This window comes from Pseudomonas sp. M47T1 (assembly GCF_000263855.1).
Classification (GTDB): Bacteria; Pseudomonadota; Gammaproteobacteria; order Pseudomonadales; family Pseudomonadaceae; genus Aquipseudomonas.
Map to the genome: position 1 here is coordinate 15,009 of NZ_AJWX01000022.1, position 16,976 is coordinate 31,984.

Annotated in this window: 15 protein-coding genes and 2 pseudogenes; 11 read left to right on the plus strand and 6 right to left on the minus strand. The window is 64.6% G+C overall.

The annotated features are described in order from the left end of the window. Positions 1-19: 19 nt before the first annotated feature. Together aroQ and PMM47T1_RS20680 are read right to left on the minus strand one after the other, a co-directional pair. On the minus strand, positions 20-457 hold the full coding sequence (aroQ, locus tag PMM47T1_RS20675; RefSeq protein WP_008372608.1) for a type II 3-dehydroquinate dehydratase: 438 nt from the start codon (positions 455-457) through the stop codon (positions 20-22). A 42-nt stretch (positions 458-499) separates the two neighbouring features. Further along, positions 500-814: a hypothetical protein gene (locus PMM47T1_RS20680; RefSeq protein ID WP_157213061.1), complete on the minus strand. Its 315-nt coding sequence runs from the start codon at positions 812-814 to the stop codon at positions 500-502. Positions 815-1,006: 192 nt separating this feature from the next. On the opposite strand from PMM47T1_RS20680, the gene PMM47T1_RS20685 reads away from it, so the two are divergent. Genes PMM47T1_RS20685 through PMM47T1_RS20695 form a run of 3 tightly spaced genes read left to right on the plus strand, consistent with a single transcriptional unit; the run spans position 1,007 to position 3,413 of the window. Beyond that, complete coding sequence (locus PMM47T1_RS20685; RefSeq protein WP_008372612.1) at positions 1,007-1,672, plus strand: metal ABC transporter ATP-binding protein; 666 nt, start codon at positions 1,007-1,009, stop codon at positions 1,670-1,672. Beyond that, the gene (locus PMM47T1_RS20690; protein WP_008372614.1) at positions 1,672-2,532 is read left to right on the plus strand and encodes a metal ABC transporter permease; all 861 of its coding nucleotides are present in this window, start codon (positions 1,672-1,674) and stop codon (positions 2,530-2,532) included. Before PMM47T1_RS20685 ends, PMM47T1_RS20690 begins: the two co-directional genes overlap by 1 nt. Before the next feature lie 8 nt (positions 2,533-2,540). Then, positions 2,541-3,413 carry a metal ABC transporter substrate-binding protein gene (locus PMM47T1_RS20695; protein WP_008372615.1) on the plus strand — a complete coding sequence of 291 codons (873 nt, stop codon included), beginning with the start codon at positions 2,541-2,543 and terminating at the stop codon, positions 3,411-3,413. 53 nt (positions 3,414-3,466) lie between these two features. Here the strand turns inward: PMM47T1_RS20695 and PMM47T1_RS20700 are convergent, their stop codons facing one another. Beyond that, positions 3,467-3,961, minus strand: coding sequence for a DUF1003 domain-containing protein (locus PMM47T1_RS20700; RefSeq protein WP_008372617.1), 495 nt, complete (start codon positions 3,959-3,961; stop codon positions 3,467-3,469). Positions 3,962-4,213: 252 nt separating this feature from the next. On the opposite strand from PMM47T1_RS20700, the gene PMM47T1_RS20705 reads away from it, so the two are divergent. The 3 genes and pseudogenes from PMM47T1_RS20705 to PMM47T1_RS30960 form a co-directional block, all read left to right on the plus strand. Further along, complete coding sequence (locus PMM47T1_RS20705) at positions 4,214-5,140, plus strand: hypothetical protein (RefSeq protein ID WP_008372620.1); 927 nt, start codon at positions 4,214-4,216, stop codon at positions 5,138-5,140. 393 nt (positions 5,141-5,533) lie between these two features. Further along, positions 5,534-6,298: pseudogene (locus PMM47T1_RS30955) on the plus strand (PAS domain-containing protein); the annotation flags it as partial. Between the two features lie 117 nt (positions 6,299-6,415). Beyond that, positions 6,416-6,850 (plus strand): annotated as a pseudogene (locus PMM47T1_RS30960) (methyl-accepting chemotaxis protein); the annotation flags it as partial. Positions 6,851-7,133: 283 nt separating this feature from the next. On the opposite strand, the gene PMM47T1_RS20715 reads toward PMM47T1_RS30960, so the two are convergent. After that, a complete protein-coding gene (locus PMM47T1_RS20715; protein WP_008372626.1) occupies positions 7,134-9,182 on the minus strand; it encodes a mechanosensitive ion channel family protein in 2,049 nt (682 codons plus the stop codon). A gap of 354 nt (positions 9,183-9,536) precedes the next feature. On the opposite strand from PMM47T1_RS20715, the gene PMM47T1_RS20720 reads away from it, so the two are divergent. Further along, complete coding sequence (locus PMM47T1_RS20720; RefSeq protein ID WP_008372630.1) at positions 9,537-10,691, plus strand: MFS transporter; 1,155 nt, start codon at positions 9,537-9,539, stop codon at positions 10,689-10,691. Between the two features lie 58 nt (positions 10,692-10,749). Next, complete coding sequence (locus PMM47T1_RS20725) at positions 10,750-11,238, plus strand: GFA family protein (RefSeq protein ID WP_008372634.1); 489 nt, start codon at positions 10,750-10,752, stop codon at positions 11,236-11,238. Between the two features lie 59 nt (positions 11,239-11,297). On the opposite strand, the gene qhpR is transcribed toward PMM47T1_RS20725, so the two are convergent. Next, positions 11,298-12,353, minus strand: coding sequence for an AraC-like transcriptional regulator QhpR (qhpR, locus tag PMM47T1_RS20730; RefSeq protein WP_008372638.1), 1,056 nt, complete (start codon positions 12,351-12,353; stop codon positions 11,298-11,300). 395 nt (positions 12,354-12,748) lie between these two features. Here qhpR and eat point away from each other — a divergent pair, with 395 nt between their 5' ends. From eat to eutC, 3 genes are read left to right on the plus strand one after another with little or no spacing between them, the layout of a single operon-like run. Then, positions 12,749-14,110, plus strand: a complete 1,362-nt coding sequence (gene eat / locus PMM47T1_RS20735) for an ethanolamine permease (RefSeq protein WP_008372641.1) — start codon at positions 12,749-12,751, stop codon at positions 14,108-14,110. Between the two features lie 16 nt (positions 14,111-14,126). Continuing rightward, a complete protein-coding gene (locus PMM47T1_RS20740; protein ID WP_008372644.1) occupies positions 14,127-15,521 on the plus strand; it encodes an ethanolamine ammonia-lyase subunit EutB in 1,395 nt (464 codons plus the stop codon). A 9-nt stretch (positions 15,522-15,530) separates the two neighbouring features. After that, the gene (eutC, locus tag PMM47T1_RS20745) at positions 15,531-16,340 is read left to right on the plus strand and encodes an ethanolamine ammonia-lyase subunit EutC (protein ID WP_008372647.1); all 810 of its coding nucleotides are present in this window, start codon (positions 15,531-15,533) and stop codon (positions 16,338-16,340) included. A gap of 90 nt (positions 16,341-16,430) precedes the next feature. Here eutC and PMM47T1_RS20750 read toward each other — a convergent pair whose 3' ends face one another. Further along, entirely contained in the window at positions 16,431-16,970 is a 540-nt protein-coding gene (locus PMM47T1_RS20750) for a YbhB/YbcL family Raf kinase inhibitor-like protein (protein ID WP_008372650.1), read from the minus strand. Positions 16,971-16,976: the final 6 nt, after the last annotated feature.

The following is a 16,976-nucleotide window of genomic DNA, read 5'->3' on the forward strand; positions in this document are numbered from 1 at the left end:
CCAGGGGCAGCGCACAGGCTTACTTCAGCAGTTGCGCAAACCGATCAATGGCCAGGGTGTAGCCCTGGGTGCCAAAACCGGCGATCACGCCCACGGCCACCAGCGACACGTAGGAATGGTGGCGGAACGACTCGCGCTTGTGCACGTTGGAGATGTGCACTTCCAGCACCGGCACTTCACAGGCGATCAGCGCGTCATGGATGGCCACCGAGGTGTGGGTCCAGGCGCCGGGGTTGATGACGATGCCGGCCACGCGGCCGCGCGACTGGTGAATCCAGTCAATCATCACACCTTCGTGGTTGGTCTGTTTGCATTCCACGCTCAGGCCGTGTTCTTCGCCGCGGCGGGTGGCCATGGCTTCTACGTCGGCCAGGGTTTCGTGGCCGTACACGGCCGGTTCGCGCAGGCCGAGCATGTTCAGGTTGGGGCCGTTGAGTACCAGGATGATCTTGGACATTGTGTGTTCCTTGTAATGGACAGGCGAGGGGGTAAACCGAGGTCAGTGCGGCGCCCGCGAAGGCAGGCGCCAGGCAATCAGCATGGCGATGGCGCCCCACACCAGCGCATCCAGCACCAGCCAGGCCACTGCGGGGGCCTGGGACAAGGCCTCCAGCTGGGGCAGCAGGGCCAGTTGCGCGGCGGGAAAATCAAGCAGGCTCAACACGGTCTGGTACGTACCCAGCAGCGGGCAGGGCTGGCCGCTGCAACGGAACAGGCTGGCCTGCACCGCGTGGGTCAGCAGGCCCTGGGCCAAGGCAGTCAGCGCGCCAATGGCCAGCAGGCGGGCCGCGCGGGACGTGGGGAGCACTCTCATGGGCAGGCAATCGACGACGATAAAGCGTTCAGGATAACGGGAAACTTCTGGCAATACGATGCGATGCCATGACAGAAATTTCATCTGCGCGGCTAAAAGATGTTATATCATAACCATCCTGTCACCCGCCGACACAGATTCGACCATGCCATTGCCGCTTCTCATCGCCCCGATTTGCTCAGGGGGCCGCCCTTGATCACCTGCCAACAATTGCAATGGGGCCCGGCCGCGCGCCCGCTGACGCCACCACTGGACGTGCACCTGCCCGCCGGCAGCCTCACCGCAGTGATTGGCGGCAATGGCTGTGGCAAAAGCAGCCTGCTCAAATGCATCGCCGGCTTGCAGCGCCCCTTGGCGGGCAGCCTAAAGGTCGAGGCGCGCACCGGTGGCATCGGCTACCTGGTGCAACAGCAGGCCATCGACCGGCAATTCCCCATCAGCCTTGGCGAACTGGTGAGCGGCGGTTTCTGGGGCAGCCGCCTGTCACGGGCCGAGCGCAGTGTGCGGCTGGGGCGGGCAATGGATGACTGGCGCCTGGACGGCCTGGAAAAACGGCATTTGCAGGCCTTGTCCGGCGGCGAGTTGCAACGTGCGCTATTGGCGCGCCTGAGCCTGACCGAAGCCCCGTTGCTGTTGCTGGACGAGCCCGACGCCAGCCTGGATGAAACCAGCCAGACCCTGCTGTGGCAGCAAATGCTGCAATGGCACCACCAGGGCCGCACCCTGGTGCTGGTGTGTCATGACCTGGCGGCGGTGCGCGAGCGCATCGACCAATGCCTGCTGATTGCCGCCCAAGGCTGCCGCCTGGACCAAAGCGACCAACTGATCGTCGGCGCCAGCCTGCGCAAGGTGGCCTGATGCTTGCGCACCTGTGGCAACCCTTCCTTGAATTCGCCTTCATGCGCCGCGCCCTGTTCGGCGGCCTGTTGCTGGCCGCCAGTGCTGCGCCGCTGGGCGTGTTCCTGGTGCTGCGGCGCATGAGCCTGATTGGTGACGCCATCGCCCACGGCATTTTGCCGGGCGCGGCCACCGGCTTCTGGATCGCCGGCCTGTCGCTGCCGGCCCTGACCCTGGGCGGCCTTACGGCGGGGCTGGCGGTGGCGGGGCTGGCGGCGTGGATCAGCCGCAACACCGGGCTGCGCGAAGACGCCAGCCTTGCGGCCATCTACCCCATTTCCCTGGCCTCTGGCGTGCTCATCCTGGGCCTTGCCGGCAAGCGCCTGGACCTGCTGGGCCTGTTGTTTGGCTCGGCCCTGGCGGTGGACAAAACCACCCTGGACGCCATGGTCTGGGTGGCGCTGGGCAGCCTGGCGGTGCTGGCGCTGATCTACAAGGCGCTGGTGCTCGACAGCCTTGACCCGCTGTTCCTGCGCAGCGTCAGCCGTTTCGGCCCTATGGCCCACGGCCTGTTCCTGGGCCTGGTGGTGCTGAACCTGGTGGTGGGCTTCCAGGCCATCGGCGCACTGATGATGGTGGGCCTGATGATGCTGCCGGCCACCGCCGCGCGCTTCTGGAGCCGCCGCCTGCCGGTGCTGTTGCTGGTAGCGGCGCTGATCGGTTCGCTGTCGGTGTGGCTGGGGCTGTTGGTGTCTTACTACCTGTCGCTGCCCAGCGGCCCGGCCATTGTCGTGGTGGCGGGTGGCGGTTACCTGTTGTCCGTGTTGTTCGGCCCCGTGCATGGCGTGCTGCGCCGTGACGGTTCGCCCATTCCCCAGTGAGCCAGACCATGCGTGCGTTGATTGTTGTGCTGTGCATCCTGCTGCCCGTGTTCGCACAGGCTGCCGACAAGGTCAAGGTCGTCACCAGTTTCAGTATTCTCGCCGACATGACCCGGCAGATTGGTGGCGACTACATCCAGCTGGAAAACATGGTGGGCCCCGACCAGGACGCCCACGTCTACGAAACCTCGCCCGATGACGCCCGCCATGTGCAGCAGGCCGACCTGATCGTCGAGAATGGCCTGTCGTTCGAGCCGTGGCTGGACCGCCTGGTGACCAGCAGCGAAACCACCGCGAAAGTCATCAAGGCCAGCCAGGGCGTGCTGCCGCGCACCCTGGACGAGGAAGGCCAGACCGTGCCGGACCCTCACGCGTGGAACAGCCTGGCCAATGCCGAGGTGTACGCCGGCAATATCCTGCGCGGCCTGACCCAGGTGGACCCGGCCCACGCCAGCCAGTACCAGCGCAACCATGACGCCTACGTGGCGCAGATTCGCGCATTGCTGGTGGTGGCCAAGCAAACCTTCGACAGCCTGCCTGAAGGCAACCGCCGCATCGTCACCTCCCACGACGCCTTCGGTTACCTGGGCCAGGCCTACGGCATCCAGTTTCTGGCGCCCCAGGGCCTGAACACCGAGCGCGAGCCCTCGGCCGGTGAAGTGGCGACGTTGATCCGCCAGATCCGCGCCGACCACATCAAGGCGGTGTTCATGGAGAACATCGAAGACGCCCGCCTGCTGCGCCAGATCGCCGAGGAAAGCGGCGCCCGCATTGGTGGCACGCTATACTCCGACGCCCTGACGGCCACGGGCCCGGCCAGCACCTACCTGGGCTTCTACCGCGCCAACATCGACACCCTGGGCAACGCCCTCAAAGATTGAAGCCCGCCACGTGTAGCCTGACGGCAGCGGCTATACGGCGGCGTTCTTGCGCGTCACACCAGCTTCTGATGAATCTGCCGGGTCAGCGTCTCCACGCGCTCGGTGAGCTGGCGCGTGGTTTCGGTCAACTGGGTGTTCTGGTCCATCAACTGCAACAGCAGCGCGGTGTTTTTCTCGGCGCGCTCCTGGCGTTCGGTGTTGGCCTGGGCCAGGTCTTCGCGGTGCAACGCATCGGCTTGCGACTGGGCCTTGTCGCGCGCTGCCTGGCGGGTCTGGGCCAGCAGGATCAGCGGGGCGGCGTAGGCCGACTGCAGGCTGAACGCCAGGTTGAGCAAAATGAACGGGTACACGTCGAACGTGACCAGGCCCGTGACGTTGGCCAGCACCCACAACACCACCACCAGGGTCTGCGCGCCCAGGAAGGTGGGCGTGCCGAAGAACCGCGCGAACGCTTCGGCTTTCAGGGCAAAGGTGTCGCTGCCGAAGGTGGCACTCAGGTGATCGTTATCGCGGTGGAAGCGCAAGTGGTCTTTGAGCGGGGTGGACATGGACGGCTCCAGCAGGCAAAGGGGATGGCACCTCTTCATCTAAACACAGCGTCCACGGCCCCATCATGAAGGCGTAAGGGTGCATAACGCCTGCCGCAACAGGGCCTTATCATGCACTTTGCATGATGTTGTGCAGCGTGCTGTTTGTAAGTGCTTGAATTAAAAGACAACAAATTTCCTGCGCCGCTGGCATGAGCGCTGCACTACTCCCTGTGCATGACTCACTGACTGTTTGCCAGGAGCACCACAATAATGATCACGAACGCTGAACTTGCCACCACTGCCGCCGAGGGATCAAACCACTCGGGTGTTTCATGGGCAGCGATATTCGCCGGGGCCGCAGCCGCGGCGGCGTTGTCGCTGATTCTCGTCCTGCTGGGCTTCGGCCTTGGTTTCTCGGCGGTGTCGCCGTGGGCCGGGGAGGGCGCCAGCGCCAAGACCCTGGGTATCTCCACCATTGTCTGGTTGGCGTTTACCCAAATCGTCGCTTCAGGGATGGGCGGTTACCTGGCCGGGCGCCTGCGCGTCAAATGGGCCACGGTACACGGTGACGAAGTGTACTTCCGCGACACCGCCCACGGCTTCCTGGCCTGGGCCGTGGCCACATTGGTCACCGCCACGCTGGTGGTGGGTTCGGTGAGCAGCGTAGTGGGTGGCGGCGTGAAAGCCGGCGCCAGCATGGCCTCGGGCGCCGTCACGGCTGCCAGTGCTGCCGCCGGCAGCCAGGCGTCGGGCAACAGTGACCCGTTCGGTTACTTCGTCGACACGCTGTTCCGCGATGACCGCCCTGCCGCCGTCAGCGATGACGCCGCCCATGCCCAGGTCACCCGCGTATTCGCCCGCACCGTGAGCAACGGTGGCCAGCTGAGCGCCGAAGACCGTGCCTACCTGGCGCAACTGGTCAGCCAGCGCACCAACCTCACCCCCGAGCAGGCCCAGCAACGGGTTGACCAGGTGTACGGCCAGGCCCGCCAGGCCGTGGAAGACGCCAAGGTTGCCGCGCAGAAAGCCGCTGACACCGCCAGCAAGGTCGCCGCGTGGGCGTCGCTGTGGATGTTCATTGCCCTGCTGTGCGGTGCGTTCTTCGCCAGCCTGGCCGCGACCTACGGTGGCCGCCGCCGTGATGCCGTGATCATCGTCCATGCCGAGCCCTACACCACCACGGCCCCCATCCGTTAATCAGGAGAATCACCATGCGCTCATTACTGCTGTTTTTTCTCGGTGTGCCTATTCCGGTCATCATTCTGATTGCGCTGTTCATGCATTGATTCCACGTAGCTGAACCCCACCGCCTCTTGTTGCAAGAGGCGGTTTTTTTTGCGTGAAATAATTGTACGATCGTGCTTTTTTTCATGGACGGTTCTTGAGCTTTGTACAAGTCTTGTATAGGATCTAGTCACGGGTTGGCACTTTGATATCAGTGCTGCACGGCTGGTCACCCGAATGAATAGAACATAACAATTTACCCATTCGACACGACGCTGCAGTGGTCCGCGAGGCCAGCGATCGACATGTACGTCTGTCTGCTCAAGGTCGAGCATAACCTCAACCTTGCGCACACGAGATACCGACATGTTCTTCAACACTGCTCTGCGGCAGGCCAATGCCGACCTCCAGCACCGTATCGCCCAGCAAACCAGCTTGCTGGCCGCCATCGAACGTTCCATGGCCGTGATCGAGTTCGACCTCAACGGCGTGGTGCAGCGGGCCAACGACAATTTTCTCAAGACCGTGGGCTACCGCGCCGACCAGGTGATTGGCCAGCACCACCGTATGTTCTGCACCCCCGAGTATGTGCGCAGCAGCCAGTACAGCCAATTATGGGCGCGGCTCAAGGCCGGCGAGTTCATTGCCCAGACGTTTGAGCGGGTGGATGCCAACGGGCGCATGATCTGGTTGGAAGCCAGCTACAACGCCGTGCGCGACGCCCAAGGCCAGGTGGTGAAGGTGATCAAGTACGCCACCGATGTCACCGACCGCGTGCAGCGTGAAAACGAAAGCCAAGGCAAGCTCCACGCCATCGACCGCGCCATGGCGGTGATCGAGTTCGAACCCGATGGCCGTATCATCGGCGCCAATGACAACTTCCTGCGCCTCACCGGTTACAGCCTGACCGAGCTCAAGGGCAAGCATCACGCGTTGTTTTGCCCGCCGGCGATGGTCAAGGACAAGGGCTACCAGGACTTCTGGCGACGCCTGAACCAGGGCGAGTTTTTCAGCGGCCAGTTCCAGCGTGTGGGCAAGCACGGCCAGGTGCTGTGGCTGGAAGCCAGCTACAACCCCGTGTACGACGCCAGCGGGCGCTTGAGCAAGGTGGTGAAGTTCGCCTCGGACATCACCGCGCGCATCGTCAAGCAGGCCGAGGATGGCCAGAGCGCCGCGCGTGCCTACCACATTTCCAAGGACACCCGGCGCGTGGCCGAACAGGGCACTGAGGTGATCCACCTGGCGGCCGGGCAGATGCGCGAGATCGCCAGCAACATCGACCATTCCTCGCAGATCCTCGGCCACCTGGGCGAGCGTTCCGAGCAGATCACCACCATCGTCAACACCATCCGCGGCATTGCCGACCAGACCAACCTGTTGGCGTTGAATGCGGCCATCGAAGCGGCGCGAGCCGGCGACATGGGCCGTGGTTTTGCCGTGGTGGCCGATGAAGTGCGGCAACTGGCCGGGCGCACCAGCGGCTCTACGGCGGAAATCTCGGCCATGATCGAGCGCATCCAGCAGGAAACCCGCTCGGCCATCGCCAGCATGGACGCCACCCGCCAACAGGCCGGGCGCAGCGTGGAACTGGCTGACCAGGCGGGGGAAGTAATTGTGCAGATCTACGACGGCGCCAGCCGGGCCGTGGATGCGGTCAGCGTGTTTGCCGGCGATCAGCCCTGACACCGCATGCTCCCTATCGCCCCGCCCCCCTCCCGCAGACGGTACAGGAGCTGCCGCCAGGCTGCGAACCCGCGCGCAGCGGGCCTGCGATCAGCATCACAGCGCTGAAGGTCCTGCGCACCTCGTAGGAGCTGCCGCCAGGCTGCGAAGGCCCGCAGAGCGGGCCCGCGATCCCTATCAAAACACCGAAGGTCCTGCGCACCTTTTCGCAGCCTGGCGACGTATGGCCGCCCCGCAGCTCCGATGGGTAAGGCAGGCCTGATCAGTAAGGTAGGGGGTCGAGTCAAGACACCGCCAGCACCGGCTGTGCATACTGGGCAAAGCGCACGTTGTCGCTCTGGTCCACCAGCTTCTTCAAGCGTTCGTTGAACGCCCGGTTCACCCCATACTGGCCCCCGGAAATGGTGCGAAACTGGGCGGTCAGGGAAATGCCGTTGAGGTCCATCTTGTCCACCCCGAACACCTGCAGCGGGCCTTGCAGGTTGTGCTTGAGCACAATGTCGTCGCTGATCTGGCGGCCAGCTTCGCGAATCAGTTCCAGCGCGGTGTCGATGTCGCTGTCATAGCTGACCTGTACCGAGAAAAACGCATAGGCAAACTGCCGCGACTGGTTGGTGACCGCCTTGATCTGCCCGAAGGGCACCGAGTGCACGAAGCCCTTGCCGTCACGCAGGCGCAGGGTGCGAATGGTCAGGCTCTCCACCGTGCCGGCGTGGCCGGAGTCCAGCACCACCCAGTCGCCGATGGCGATGGTGTCTTCTATCAGAATGAACAGCCCGGTAATCACGTCCTGCACCAGCTGCTGCGAGCCAAAACCGATGGCCAGGCCCACCACCCCGGCACCGGCCAGCAGCGGCGCCACGTTGATGCCCAGGTTGGCCATGGTGGTAATGGCGCAAATCACCACCAGCACAATCTTGGTGGCGTTGCGCAGCATGGGCAGAATGGTCTTCACCCGGGTGCTGGGCTCGCGGCTGGCGCGCTTGCCCACCGCCGGTTTCAAGGCCTCTTGAATGGCGGTATCGATCACCACCCACAACAACCAGGTCACCAGCAGGATCAGGCCAATGCTGCTCAGCGAGTTGCTGATGACGCGGCCCAGGGCGTTCTGCGCGGCGAAAGTGAGTATCGACACGCCCCAGATACGCCCTAGCAGTTCGATAAAGGCCACCGCCATGACAATGCGCGACAGCGCATGAGCCAGGTTACGCAGCAGTTCCACGTAGGGTCGAAGCCGCTGCCTTGACGTGTCCGGCGCCGGGTTGAACAGGTGTTGCAGCAGGGTGCTGAGAAACACCGTGCCCACCAGCAGCAGGGTGGTGAGCAGGGCGCTTTGCAGGGCTTTCTGGCTTTCGGCGCCGGCACCGATCAGGTGCACCATGGACACCAGGATCATCAGCAGGATGGGCAGGTACCACACCCCGGAAAAAATGCGCAGTGACTCCTGCACGGCGCGGTGGTGCAGGCGCTGGTGCAGCGAACGATTGCGGATCAGGTGCGCCACCGGCCGGCGCATGCGAATGACCAGCACGGCAAACGCCAGGGTTGCCAGCAAGCCGCACACCACCGACAGGCTGGCGGTGATGTTGCCACCCAGCTGCCGGGCGATCTGCGGGCTGTTGAGGGCGTCGCCCAGGGCGGCCAGGAAGCCGATGACAAACAGCCGGCGCGGTGCGCGCCGGCGCAGGATGTGCACGGCGGTACGCTTGTGCCCGGCGTCGAACAGCACGATCAGGCACACAATCACTGAGCTTGAGACCAGGCCGCTGCTGGTTGAATACGCCAGGCACAGGGCCAGGGCCCGGGCCACTGAGGCGTCCAGGGTGTGGCTGAGGGTCAGCGTAAGCGGCAGGCTGATGAACGCAGGGATGGTATAGGGCAACACGTAGCTGAGCAGGCCTTGCACCCGTGGGCGCTGGTGCACGAAGCGCTGGCGGGCTGCGCGCTTGTTGATCAGCCTGCCCAGCAGGCTGAGGGCGCCGAATATGACCACCCAACACAAGGTCAGCAGGGCGAAGTCGCCAGCCAGACTGAGCGCCGAGCGGGCCGAATGCTGGCTGACCAGGTCACCCACTTCGTCGGCGGCGCGGTCGGCGCGCAGGCGCCAGGCGTCCACGAGGTGGCCGTCCAGGTCGAGGCTGTCCTGCACCTCGTCGATACCCGACGACAAGGTGCTCAGCAAGCCGCCCTGCACCAGCACCTCGGGCTTGGCCGGTGCCGCCGGCGTGGCGGGCACTCCAGGCACCGTGACGGCGCAGGCCAGCGACAGATTGCAACTGAGCACCATGCCCAGTACCCACTTCAGAATGGGCGTGGTCTTCGTGGATAGCACCCGATTTCTCCTCGCTTGCCGACAGGGGTCTTAGGCTCTGCATGAAATGGGTGGAGCGTACGGGGAATACTGTGGGAGCTGGCTTGCCAGCGAGCTTTTGAGGCCCGAAAAGCTCGCTGGCAAGCCAGCTCCCACGCCAGAACCCGCCGTCACATGTTTTTTCATACACACCCTAGGAACTGATCGACAAAACCCGCGCAAGTTCGCTTTGTGGATCCGTGTTTACCCGATAGAGACTGCGCGGCGCCGGTGACGCGTCTTGCGACGCGGTGCGCGCGGTGGCGGGGGTTGCAATTTATGGCGGCGCGCACCAAGGTAAGGCGGATTCTGATCAGCGAGATAAGGCTGTCTCCAATGTCCTCCAGCAGCACGGCAGTCCAGGCGGAGCCTGGCAAGCAGGAATTCTTTTCGACCCGCGTGGCCTTTTTCATTGCCGGTTTCACCATGTCCTCGTGGGCGCCGCTGGTACCGTTGGCCAAGGCCCGCGCCGGCCTGGACGACGGCATGCTCGGGCTGTTGTTGCTGTGCCTGGGCGCCGGCTCGATCCTGACCATGCCCGTGGCCGGCTACCTTACCGCCCGCGTCGGGTGCCGCCGGGTGATCCTCACCGGCGGCGCGGTGGTGTGCCTGGTGATGCCGTTGCTGGCCACCGTGGCCAACCCATGGCTGTTGATGGCGGCGATTTTCTTTTTTGGTGCCGGTATCGGTGCCCTGGACTGCGCCATGAACATCCAGGCCGTGCTGGTGGAACGCGCCAGCGGCCGGGCGATGATGTCGGGCTTCCATGGCCTGTTCAGCGTGGGCGGCATTGCCGGTGCGGCGGGCATGACCGGCCTGCTCAGCCTGGGGCTGGCTGCCTTGCCCGCCGTGCTCTGCGTGGTGGCGCTGACTGTGCTGGCGCTATGGGCCGCCGGGCCGCACCTGCTCACCAGCGGCAACGGCGAGCCGGGGCCGTTGTTGGCCAGGCCGCGGGGCATCGTGCTGTTCCTGGGCGTGCTGTGCTTCATCGTGTTCCAGGCCGAAGGCGCGGTGCTGGACTGGAGCGCGGTGTTCCTGGTGGGCGACCACGGCATGGACCCACGCTACGCCGGGCTGGGCTATGCCGCGTTCGCCACCACCATGACCATCGGCCGTCTGACCGGCGACCTCATCGTTACCCGCCTGGGCGGCGCGCGGGTGGTGATCATCGGCGGCGCGGTGGCCGCCGCAGGCCTGGCCCTTTCCATCCTGGCACCGTCCTGGGTGCTGGCGTTGATCGGCTACGCGCTGGTGGGGGCGGGTTGTTCCAATATCGTGCCGGTGTTGTTCACCGCCGTGGGCCGGCAGAAAACCATGCCGCAAAGCGTGGCCATCCCTGCCATGACCTCGCTGGGCTACGCCGGTATCCTGATTGGCCCGGCGGCCATCGGTTTCATCGCCCACGCCAGCAGCCTGTCGGTGGCCCTGGGGGTGATGGTACTGCTGCTGGGCTTCGTGGCCGCCAGCGGGCGCGTGCTGCGGAACGTGTGAACGGTGGGCCAGCCCCGGTGGTCTAGAGTGATGAACTCAACCACCGGGGAGAAACGCCATGTTGCTCGAAGGTTCCTGCCACTGCGGCGCTGTCACGTTTACCCTTGAAAGCGCCTACCCCTACCCGTATCAGCGTTGCTATTGCTCCATCTGCCGCAAGACTCAGGGCGGTGGCGGCTACGCCATCAACTTGGGCGGCGACGCGAAATCACTGCATGTGACGGGCCGCAAACACATTTCCATCTATCACGCGCGCATGAAAGACAAGGGCGCCAGCCGCAGCCATGCCAGTTCGGCCGAACGGCATTTCTGCAATCAGTGCGGCAGTGCGCTGTGGCTGTTCAGCCCGCAATGGCCGGAGTTGATTCACCCGTTCGCCAGCGCCATCGACACGCCGCTGCCAGTGCCGCCGGAGCATACGCACCTGCTGCTGAACTCGAAGGCGCCATGGGTGGAAGTGGATGACAGGAAGGGAGACAAGCAGTTCCAGGGCTGCCCCGAGGAATCCATTGCCCAGTGGCATGAACGGTTGGGGTTGGTCCGCTGAGCGCAGTTGCGGCACGGACTTGTACCCGCTGCCGCCAGGCTGCAAGTCGATGCTGCAGGTCAATTTATGGCGTTTTGGCGCCACTGGCGCGGGCTTACGCCGAACCAGCGCTTGAACGCCCGGGAAAAGGCGCTGGTTTCGGAGTAGCCCAGCAACGGCGCCAGGTTGGAGATAGACAGGTTCGGCTGGCGCAGGTACTGGCGCGCCAGCGCCTGGCGGGTTTCATCCACCAGTTGGCTGAAGCTCAGGCCATAGTCGCGCAGCCGTCGTTGCAGCACTGAATCGGTCAACTCAAGCTGCTCGGCAATCAGCTCCAGCACTGGCTCGCCCTGGTGCAGCACGGTGCGGATCACCTGGCGCACCTGTTCCAGCAAGTCCGGGCCGGCGTCAGCTTCGCCCAGTTGGCGAATGGCGTCCTTCACCAGCATCAACAGCACCGGGTCGTGGCCGGGCATCAACTGGCCCTGCAGTTGCCGCTTGGGAATCAGGATGGCGTTGCAGGCCTGGTCGAAGCGCACCGGCGCGTCGAACACCTCGCGGTGCTCTTGCCAGTCCATGGGCCGCGCGTGTTCGAACAGCACTTCCCGGGGCGCCCACTGTGGGCCCAGCACATGGCGCACCAGGTTCATGGCCATGCCCATGGTCAGTTCGGCGTCCTGGCGCTTTTCCAGGATGGCGCCGTGGCGCACCTGATAGTCGAAACGGTAACACTCGCCCTGGTCCACCAGCTGGATCAGCGTGCTGTGTTGATGGAAGGGGAAGGCCTGGGCGAAGTTGATCAGCGCCTCTTCCAAGGTGGCCGAGCACAGCCCCACATAGCCCAGCAGGCCCAGGGCCTGGGGCTTGAACTGCTCGCCGTAGCGCAGGCCGAAATTGTCGCAACCGGTTTGCCGCGCGGCCTCTTCCAGCACTTGGCAATAGTTGGGCAGCGCCAGGCTGAGCGTGGGGTGGCGCAGTTGTTCGGCGTCGATGCCGGCGCGGCCGAACACGCGGTCCAGGTCGCCCCCGTGGTGGGTAATGAAATGGTCCAGCCCGTTGGCCGCCGCCGACAACACCCCACGGTTGTTCGCCCGCGACGCTGGGTGTGGAGCAGGGGAGAACAGGTTGGGGGTCATGGGTAACTACCTTTTCAACGGGGCATCATGAATAAACTTCAAGCAAGAGTTGTTCCGGGTTCATGTTTACGGCGGTGTAGAGGCCTGAACGGCAGATCCTCGCGATTAGCCCCGCATTGCAATGGGAAGTACGGTAACCGATCTGCTGGCGACCACTGTCGTGTGGGAGCGGGTCTGGCCAGCGAGCTTTTAGGGCCCTGAACGCTCGCCGGCAAGCCAGCGCCCACCCGAACAGTTGCTGCCACATGGTGCGCGTGCACAGAGGCGTGCCCTGCATTCGCGCACCATCGCGCAAACTTGACCGCAGGGCACGAAACCCGGTTTTACCGGTCAAGTCTTGTAACCGAATGCTTCGATATGCTGAGCCCCAGGCATCCTCTCGAAGGTACGACACAATGAGCAGCACGCAACTCAAACCGACATTGGGCACCCTGCATCTGTGGGGCATCGCTGTGGGCCTGGTGATCTCCGGCGAGTATTTTGGCTGGAGCTACGGCTGGGGCACCGCCGGTACCCTGGGCTTTCTGGTGACCACGCTGATGGTCGCGGTGATGTACACCTGTTTCATCTTCAGCTTCACCGAGCTGACCACCGCCATCCCCAACGCCGGTGGCCCGTTCGCCTATAGCCTGCGTGCCTTCGGCGTGGGCGGCGGCATGATTGCCGGCATGGCCACGCTGATCGAATTCGTGTTCGCGCCACCGGCCATTGCCATGGCCATCGGCGCCTACCTGAACGTGCAGTTCCCGGGGCTGGACCCCAAGTGGGCGGCGGCCGCTGCCTATGTGGTGTTCATGGGCCTGAACATTGTGGGTGTCAACATTGCCGCCACCTTCGAACTGGTGGTAACCATCCTGGCAGTGCTGGAGTTGCTGGTGTTCATGGGCGTGGTAGCGCCGGGCTTCAGCTTCAGCAACTTCGTGCTGGGTGGCTGGGCCGGCAGCGATACCTTCAGTTTGGGCGCATTGTCGGGCGTATTCGCGGCCATTCCGTTCGCTATCTGGTTCTTCCTGGCCATTGAAGGCGCCGCCATGGCCGCCGAAGAAGCCAAGGACCCGAAAAAAACCATCCCTCGCGCCTACATCGGCGGCATCCTCACCCTGGTGGTGCTGGCCATCGGCACGATGGTGTTCGCCGGCGGCGTGGGCGACTGGAAAGCCCTGTCGAACCTCAACGACCCACTGCCACAGGCCATGAAAACCGTGGTGGGCAATAACTCCAGCTGGATGCACATGCTGGTGTGGATCGGCCTGTTCGGCCTGGTGGCCAGCTTCCACGGCATCATCATGGGTTACTCGCGCCAGTTCTTCGCCCTGGCCCGCGCCGGCTTCCTGCCTGCGGGCCTGGCCAAGCTGTCGCGCTTCCAAACCCCGCACCGGGCCATCCTGGCCGGCGGTGTGGTAGGTGTGGCGGCCATCTTCAGTGACGGCCTGGTCAACCTTCAGGGCATGAGCCTGACGGCAGCGATGATCACCATGTCGGTATTTGGCGCTATCGTGATGTATATCATCAGCCTGCTGAGCCTGTTCCGCCTGCGCAAAATTGAGCCGAACCTGGAGCGCAGCTTCCGCGCCCCGGGCTACCCAGTGGTGCCGGGCATTGCCTTGGTGTTGGCGGTGGTGTGCCTGGTGGCGATGGTATGGTTCAACCTGCAGATCGCCCTGGTGTTCGCCGGCCTGATGATTGCAGGGGCTGTGTTCTGCAAGATTGTGCTGAGCCGCGGTGCCGCCCGCGTGGCGCTGGCCGGCAACGCTTGAGACAAGGAGTGCTGTGATGAGTGGATTCGTGCATACCGCAGGCGGCCAGGTGTGGCGCTTCGAGAGCCTCAAGGAACTGATGGCCAAGGCCAGCCCGGCGCGTTCGGGCGATTACCTGGCTGAAGTCGCCGCCGGCAGCGATGCCGAGCGTGCGGCGGCGCAGATGGCCCTGGCGGATGTGCCGCTCAAGCGCTTCCTCAACGAAGCGCTGATCCCTTACGAAAGCGATGAGGTGACCCGGCTGATCATGGACAGCCATGACGCCGCCGCCTTTGCCCCGGTCAGCCACCTGAGCGTGGGCAGCTTGCGCGACTGGCTGCTGGGCGACGAGGCCGACGAGGCCGCGTTGCGCGCTTTGGCCCCCGGCCTTACGCCGGAAATGGCCGCTGCCGTGTCAAAGATCATGCGTGTGCAGGACCTGGTGCTGGTGGCGCAGAAGATTCGCGTGGTCACCCGTTTCCGTAATACCGTGGGCCTGCGCGGGCGGCTGTCGACCCGGCTGCAGCCCAACCACCCCACCGATGACCCGGCCGGTATCGCCGCCAGCGTGCTCGACGGCCTGCTGTACGGCAACGGCGACGCCATGATCGGCATCAACCCGGCCACCGACAGCCTCAGCGCCATCACCGAATTGCTGAAGATGCTCGATGGGGTCATCCAGCGTTACGAGATTCCCACCCAGTCCTGCGTGCTCACACACGTCACCTCGTCCATCGCCGCCATCGAACGTGGCGTGCCGCTGGACCTGGTGTTCCAGTCCATCGCCGGCACCGAGGCGGCGAATTCCAGTTTTGGCATCAGCCTTGAGCTGTTGCGCGAAGGCTACGAGGCCGGTTTGAGCCTCAAGCGCGGTACCGTGGGCCAGAACCTGATGTATTTCGAGACCGGGCAGGGCAGCGCGCTGTCGGCCAACGCCCACCATGGCGTCGACCAGCAAACCTGCGAAACCCGTGCCTACGCCGTGGCCCGCCATTTCAAGCCGTTCCTGGTCAACACCGTGGTGGGTTTCATCGGCCCCGAGTACCTGTACAACGGCAAGCAGATTATCCGCGCAGGCCTTGAAGACCACTTCTGCGGCAAGCTGCTGGGCGTGCCCATGGGCTGCGATATCTGCTACACCAACCATGCCGAAGCCGACCAGGATGACATGGACATGTTGCTGACCCTGTTGGGGGTGGCCGGCATCAACTTCATCATGGGCATCCCCGGCTCCGACGACATCATGCTCAACTACCAGACCACCTCGTTCCACGACGCCCTGTACGCGCGCAAGACCTTGGGCCTGCGCCCGGCGCCGGAGTACGAGGACTGGCTGGCGCGCATGCAGATCATGACCCAGGGCGACGGCACGCTGCAGCTGGGCAAGGGCCTGCCGCCGGCCTTCCGCCACGCCCTGGCCCAGTTGCAGTGAGGACGCGCCATGAGTGACGAACGCCAACCCCCGGCCCAGCCCGACCCCTGGCAGCAATTGCGCCGCCTTACTTCGGCGCGCATTGCCCTGGGCCGCGCCGGCACCAGCGTGCCCACGGCTGCGCAATTGGACTTTCAATACGCCCATGCCCAGGCCCGCGATGCGGTGCACACGCCATTTGACCGCGCCGCGCTGGCGACCAGCCTGAACGGTCAGGCCCTGCTACTGCACAGCGGCGCGGCCGACCGCCACGTCTATTTGCAGCGCCCGGACCTGGGCCGGCGCCTGGATGGCGCCTCGGCGGCGCTGCTGGACGAACACCGCCAGCTCAACCCCGATGGCTACGACCTGAGCGTGGTGATCGCCGATGGCCTGTCGTCCCTGGCGGTACACCGTCATAGCCTGCCGATGCTGCAGCGCATCGACGAACTGGCCGCAGCCCAAGGTTGGCGCCAGGCACCGGTGAGCCTGGTGGAGCAGGGGCGGGTAGCGGTGGCCGATGAAATTGGCGAGCGCCTGGGCGCACGCATGGTGGTGATCCTGATTGGCGAACGGCCGGGCCTCAGCTCGCCGGACAGCCTGGGCCTGTACTTCACCTTTGCCCCCCGTGCCGGGCTCAATGACGCGGCGCGTAACTGCATCTCCAACGTACGCCTGGAAGGCATGAGCTACGCCATGGCGGCGCACAAGCTGCTGTACCTGATGCGCGAGGCCTGGCGCCGCCAGTTGTCGGGGGTGAACTTGAAGGACGAGGCGGTGGTGCCGGTGTTGGAGGGGGCCGCAGGGCCGGGCAACTTCCTGTTGGGCCCGTGCGTGTAGCCGCTGCCGCAGGCTGCGCTGGCCCTTAGTCATACTGCATATCAGCAGTGTATGAAGGTCAGCGCAGCCGACGTCAGCGGCCACAAGGCATCAGCGGCCGTAGCGCCGCACCACGCTGGTATTGGCCAGCACATGGCCCTTGATCTGCTTGAGCAGGTCATCGCGGGTCAGCCCCGCCGGCAACGCATCAGGCGCCAGGTCCAGCGCGTAGATCTGGATCACGTAGTGATGCGGGTTCTCGCCCACCGGTGGGCAGGGCCCGCTATAGGTGGTCAAACCCTTGCTGTTGGTACCCCCCAACCCTTCGATCTGGCCCTTGAGGCTGGCGTCGGCGCCCACGTCATGGGTGTCGGCCTTGACCCCGTAATGCACCCAGTGGTCCACGCCCAGGCCTTTCTGGCCGTCGGGGTCGTGAATCACCAGGGCGAAACTGCGGGTGCCGGCTGGCACGTTGCTCCAGCTCAGGGCGGGTGACACGTTTTCTCCGCCGCAATCGCCGGTATTGGCCGCGTTGGCCTGGCGCAGCGAGGCGTTGTCATCGCCGTCCGGGGTTTTCAGGGTGAACGGCGCGGCCTGGGCCAGCAACGGCAGGCACAGGCACACCGCCAGGGTAAAGGTGCGAGGCAACATGGAACG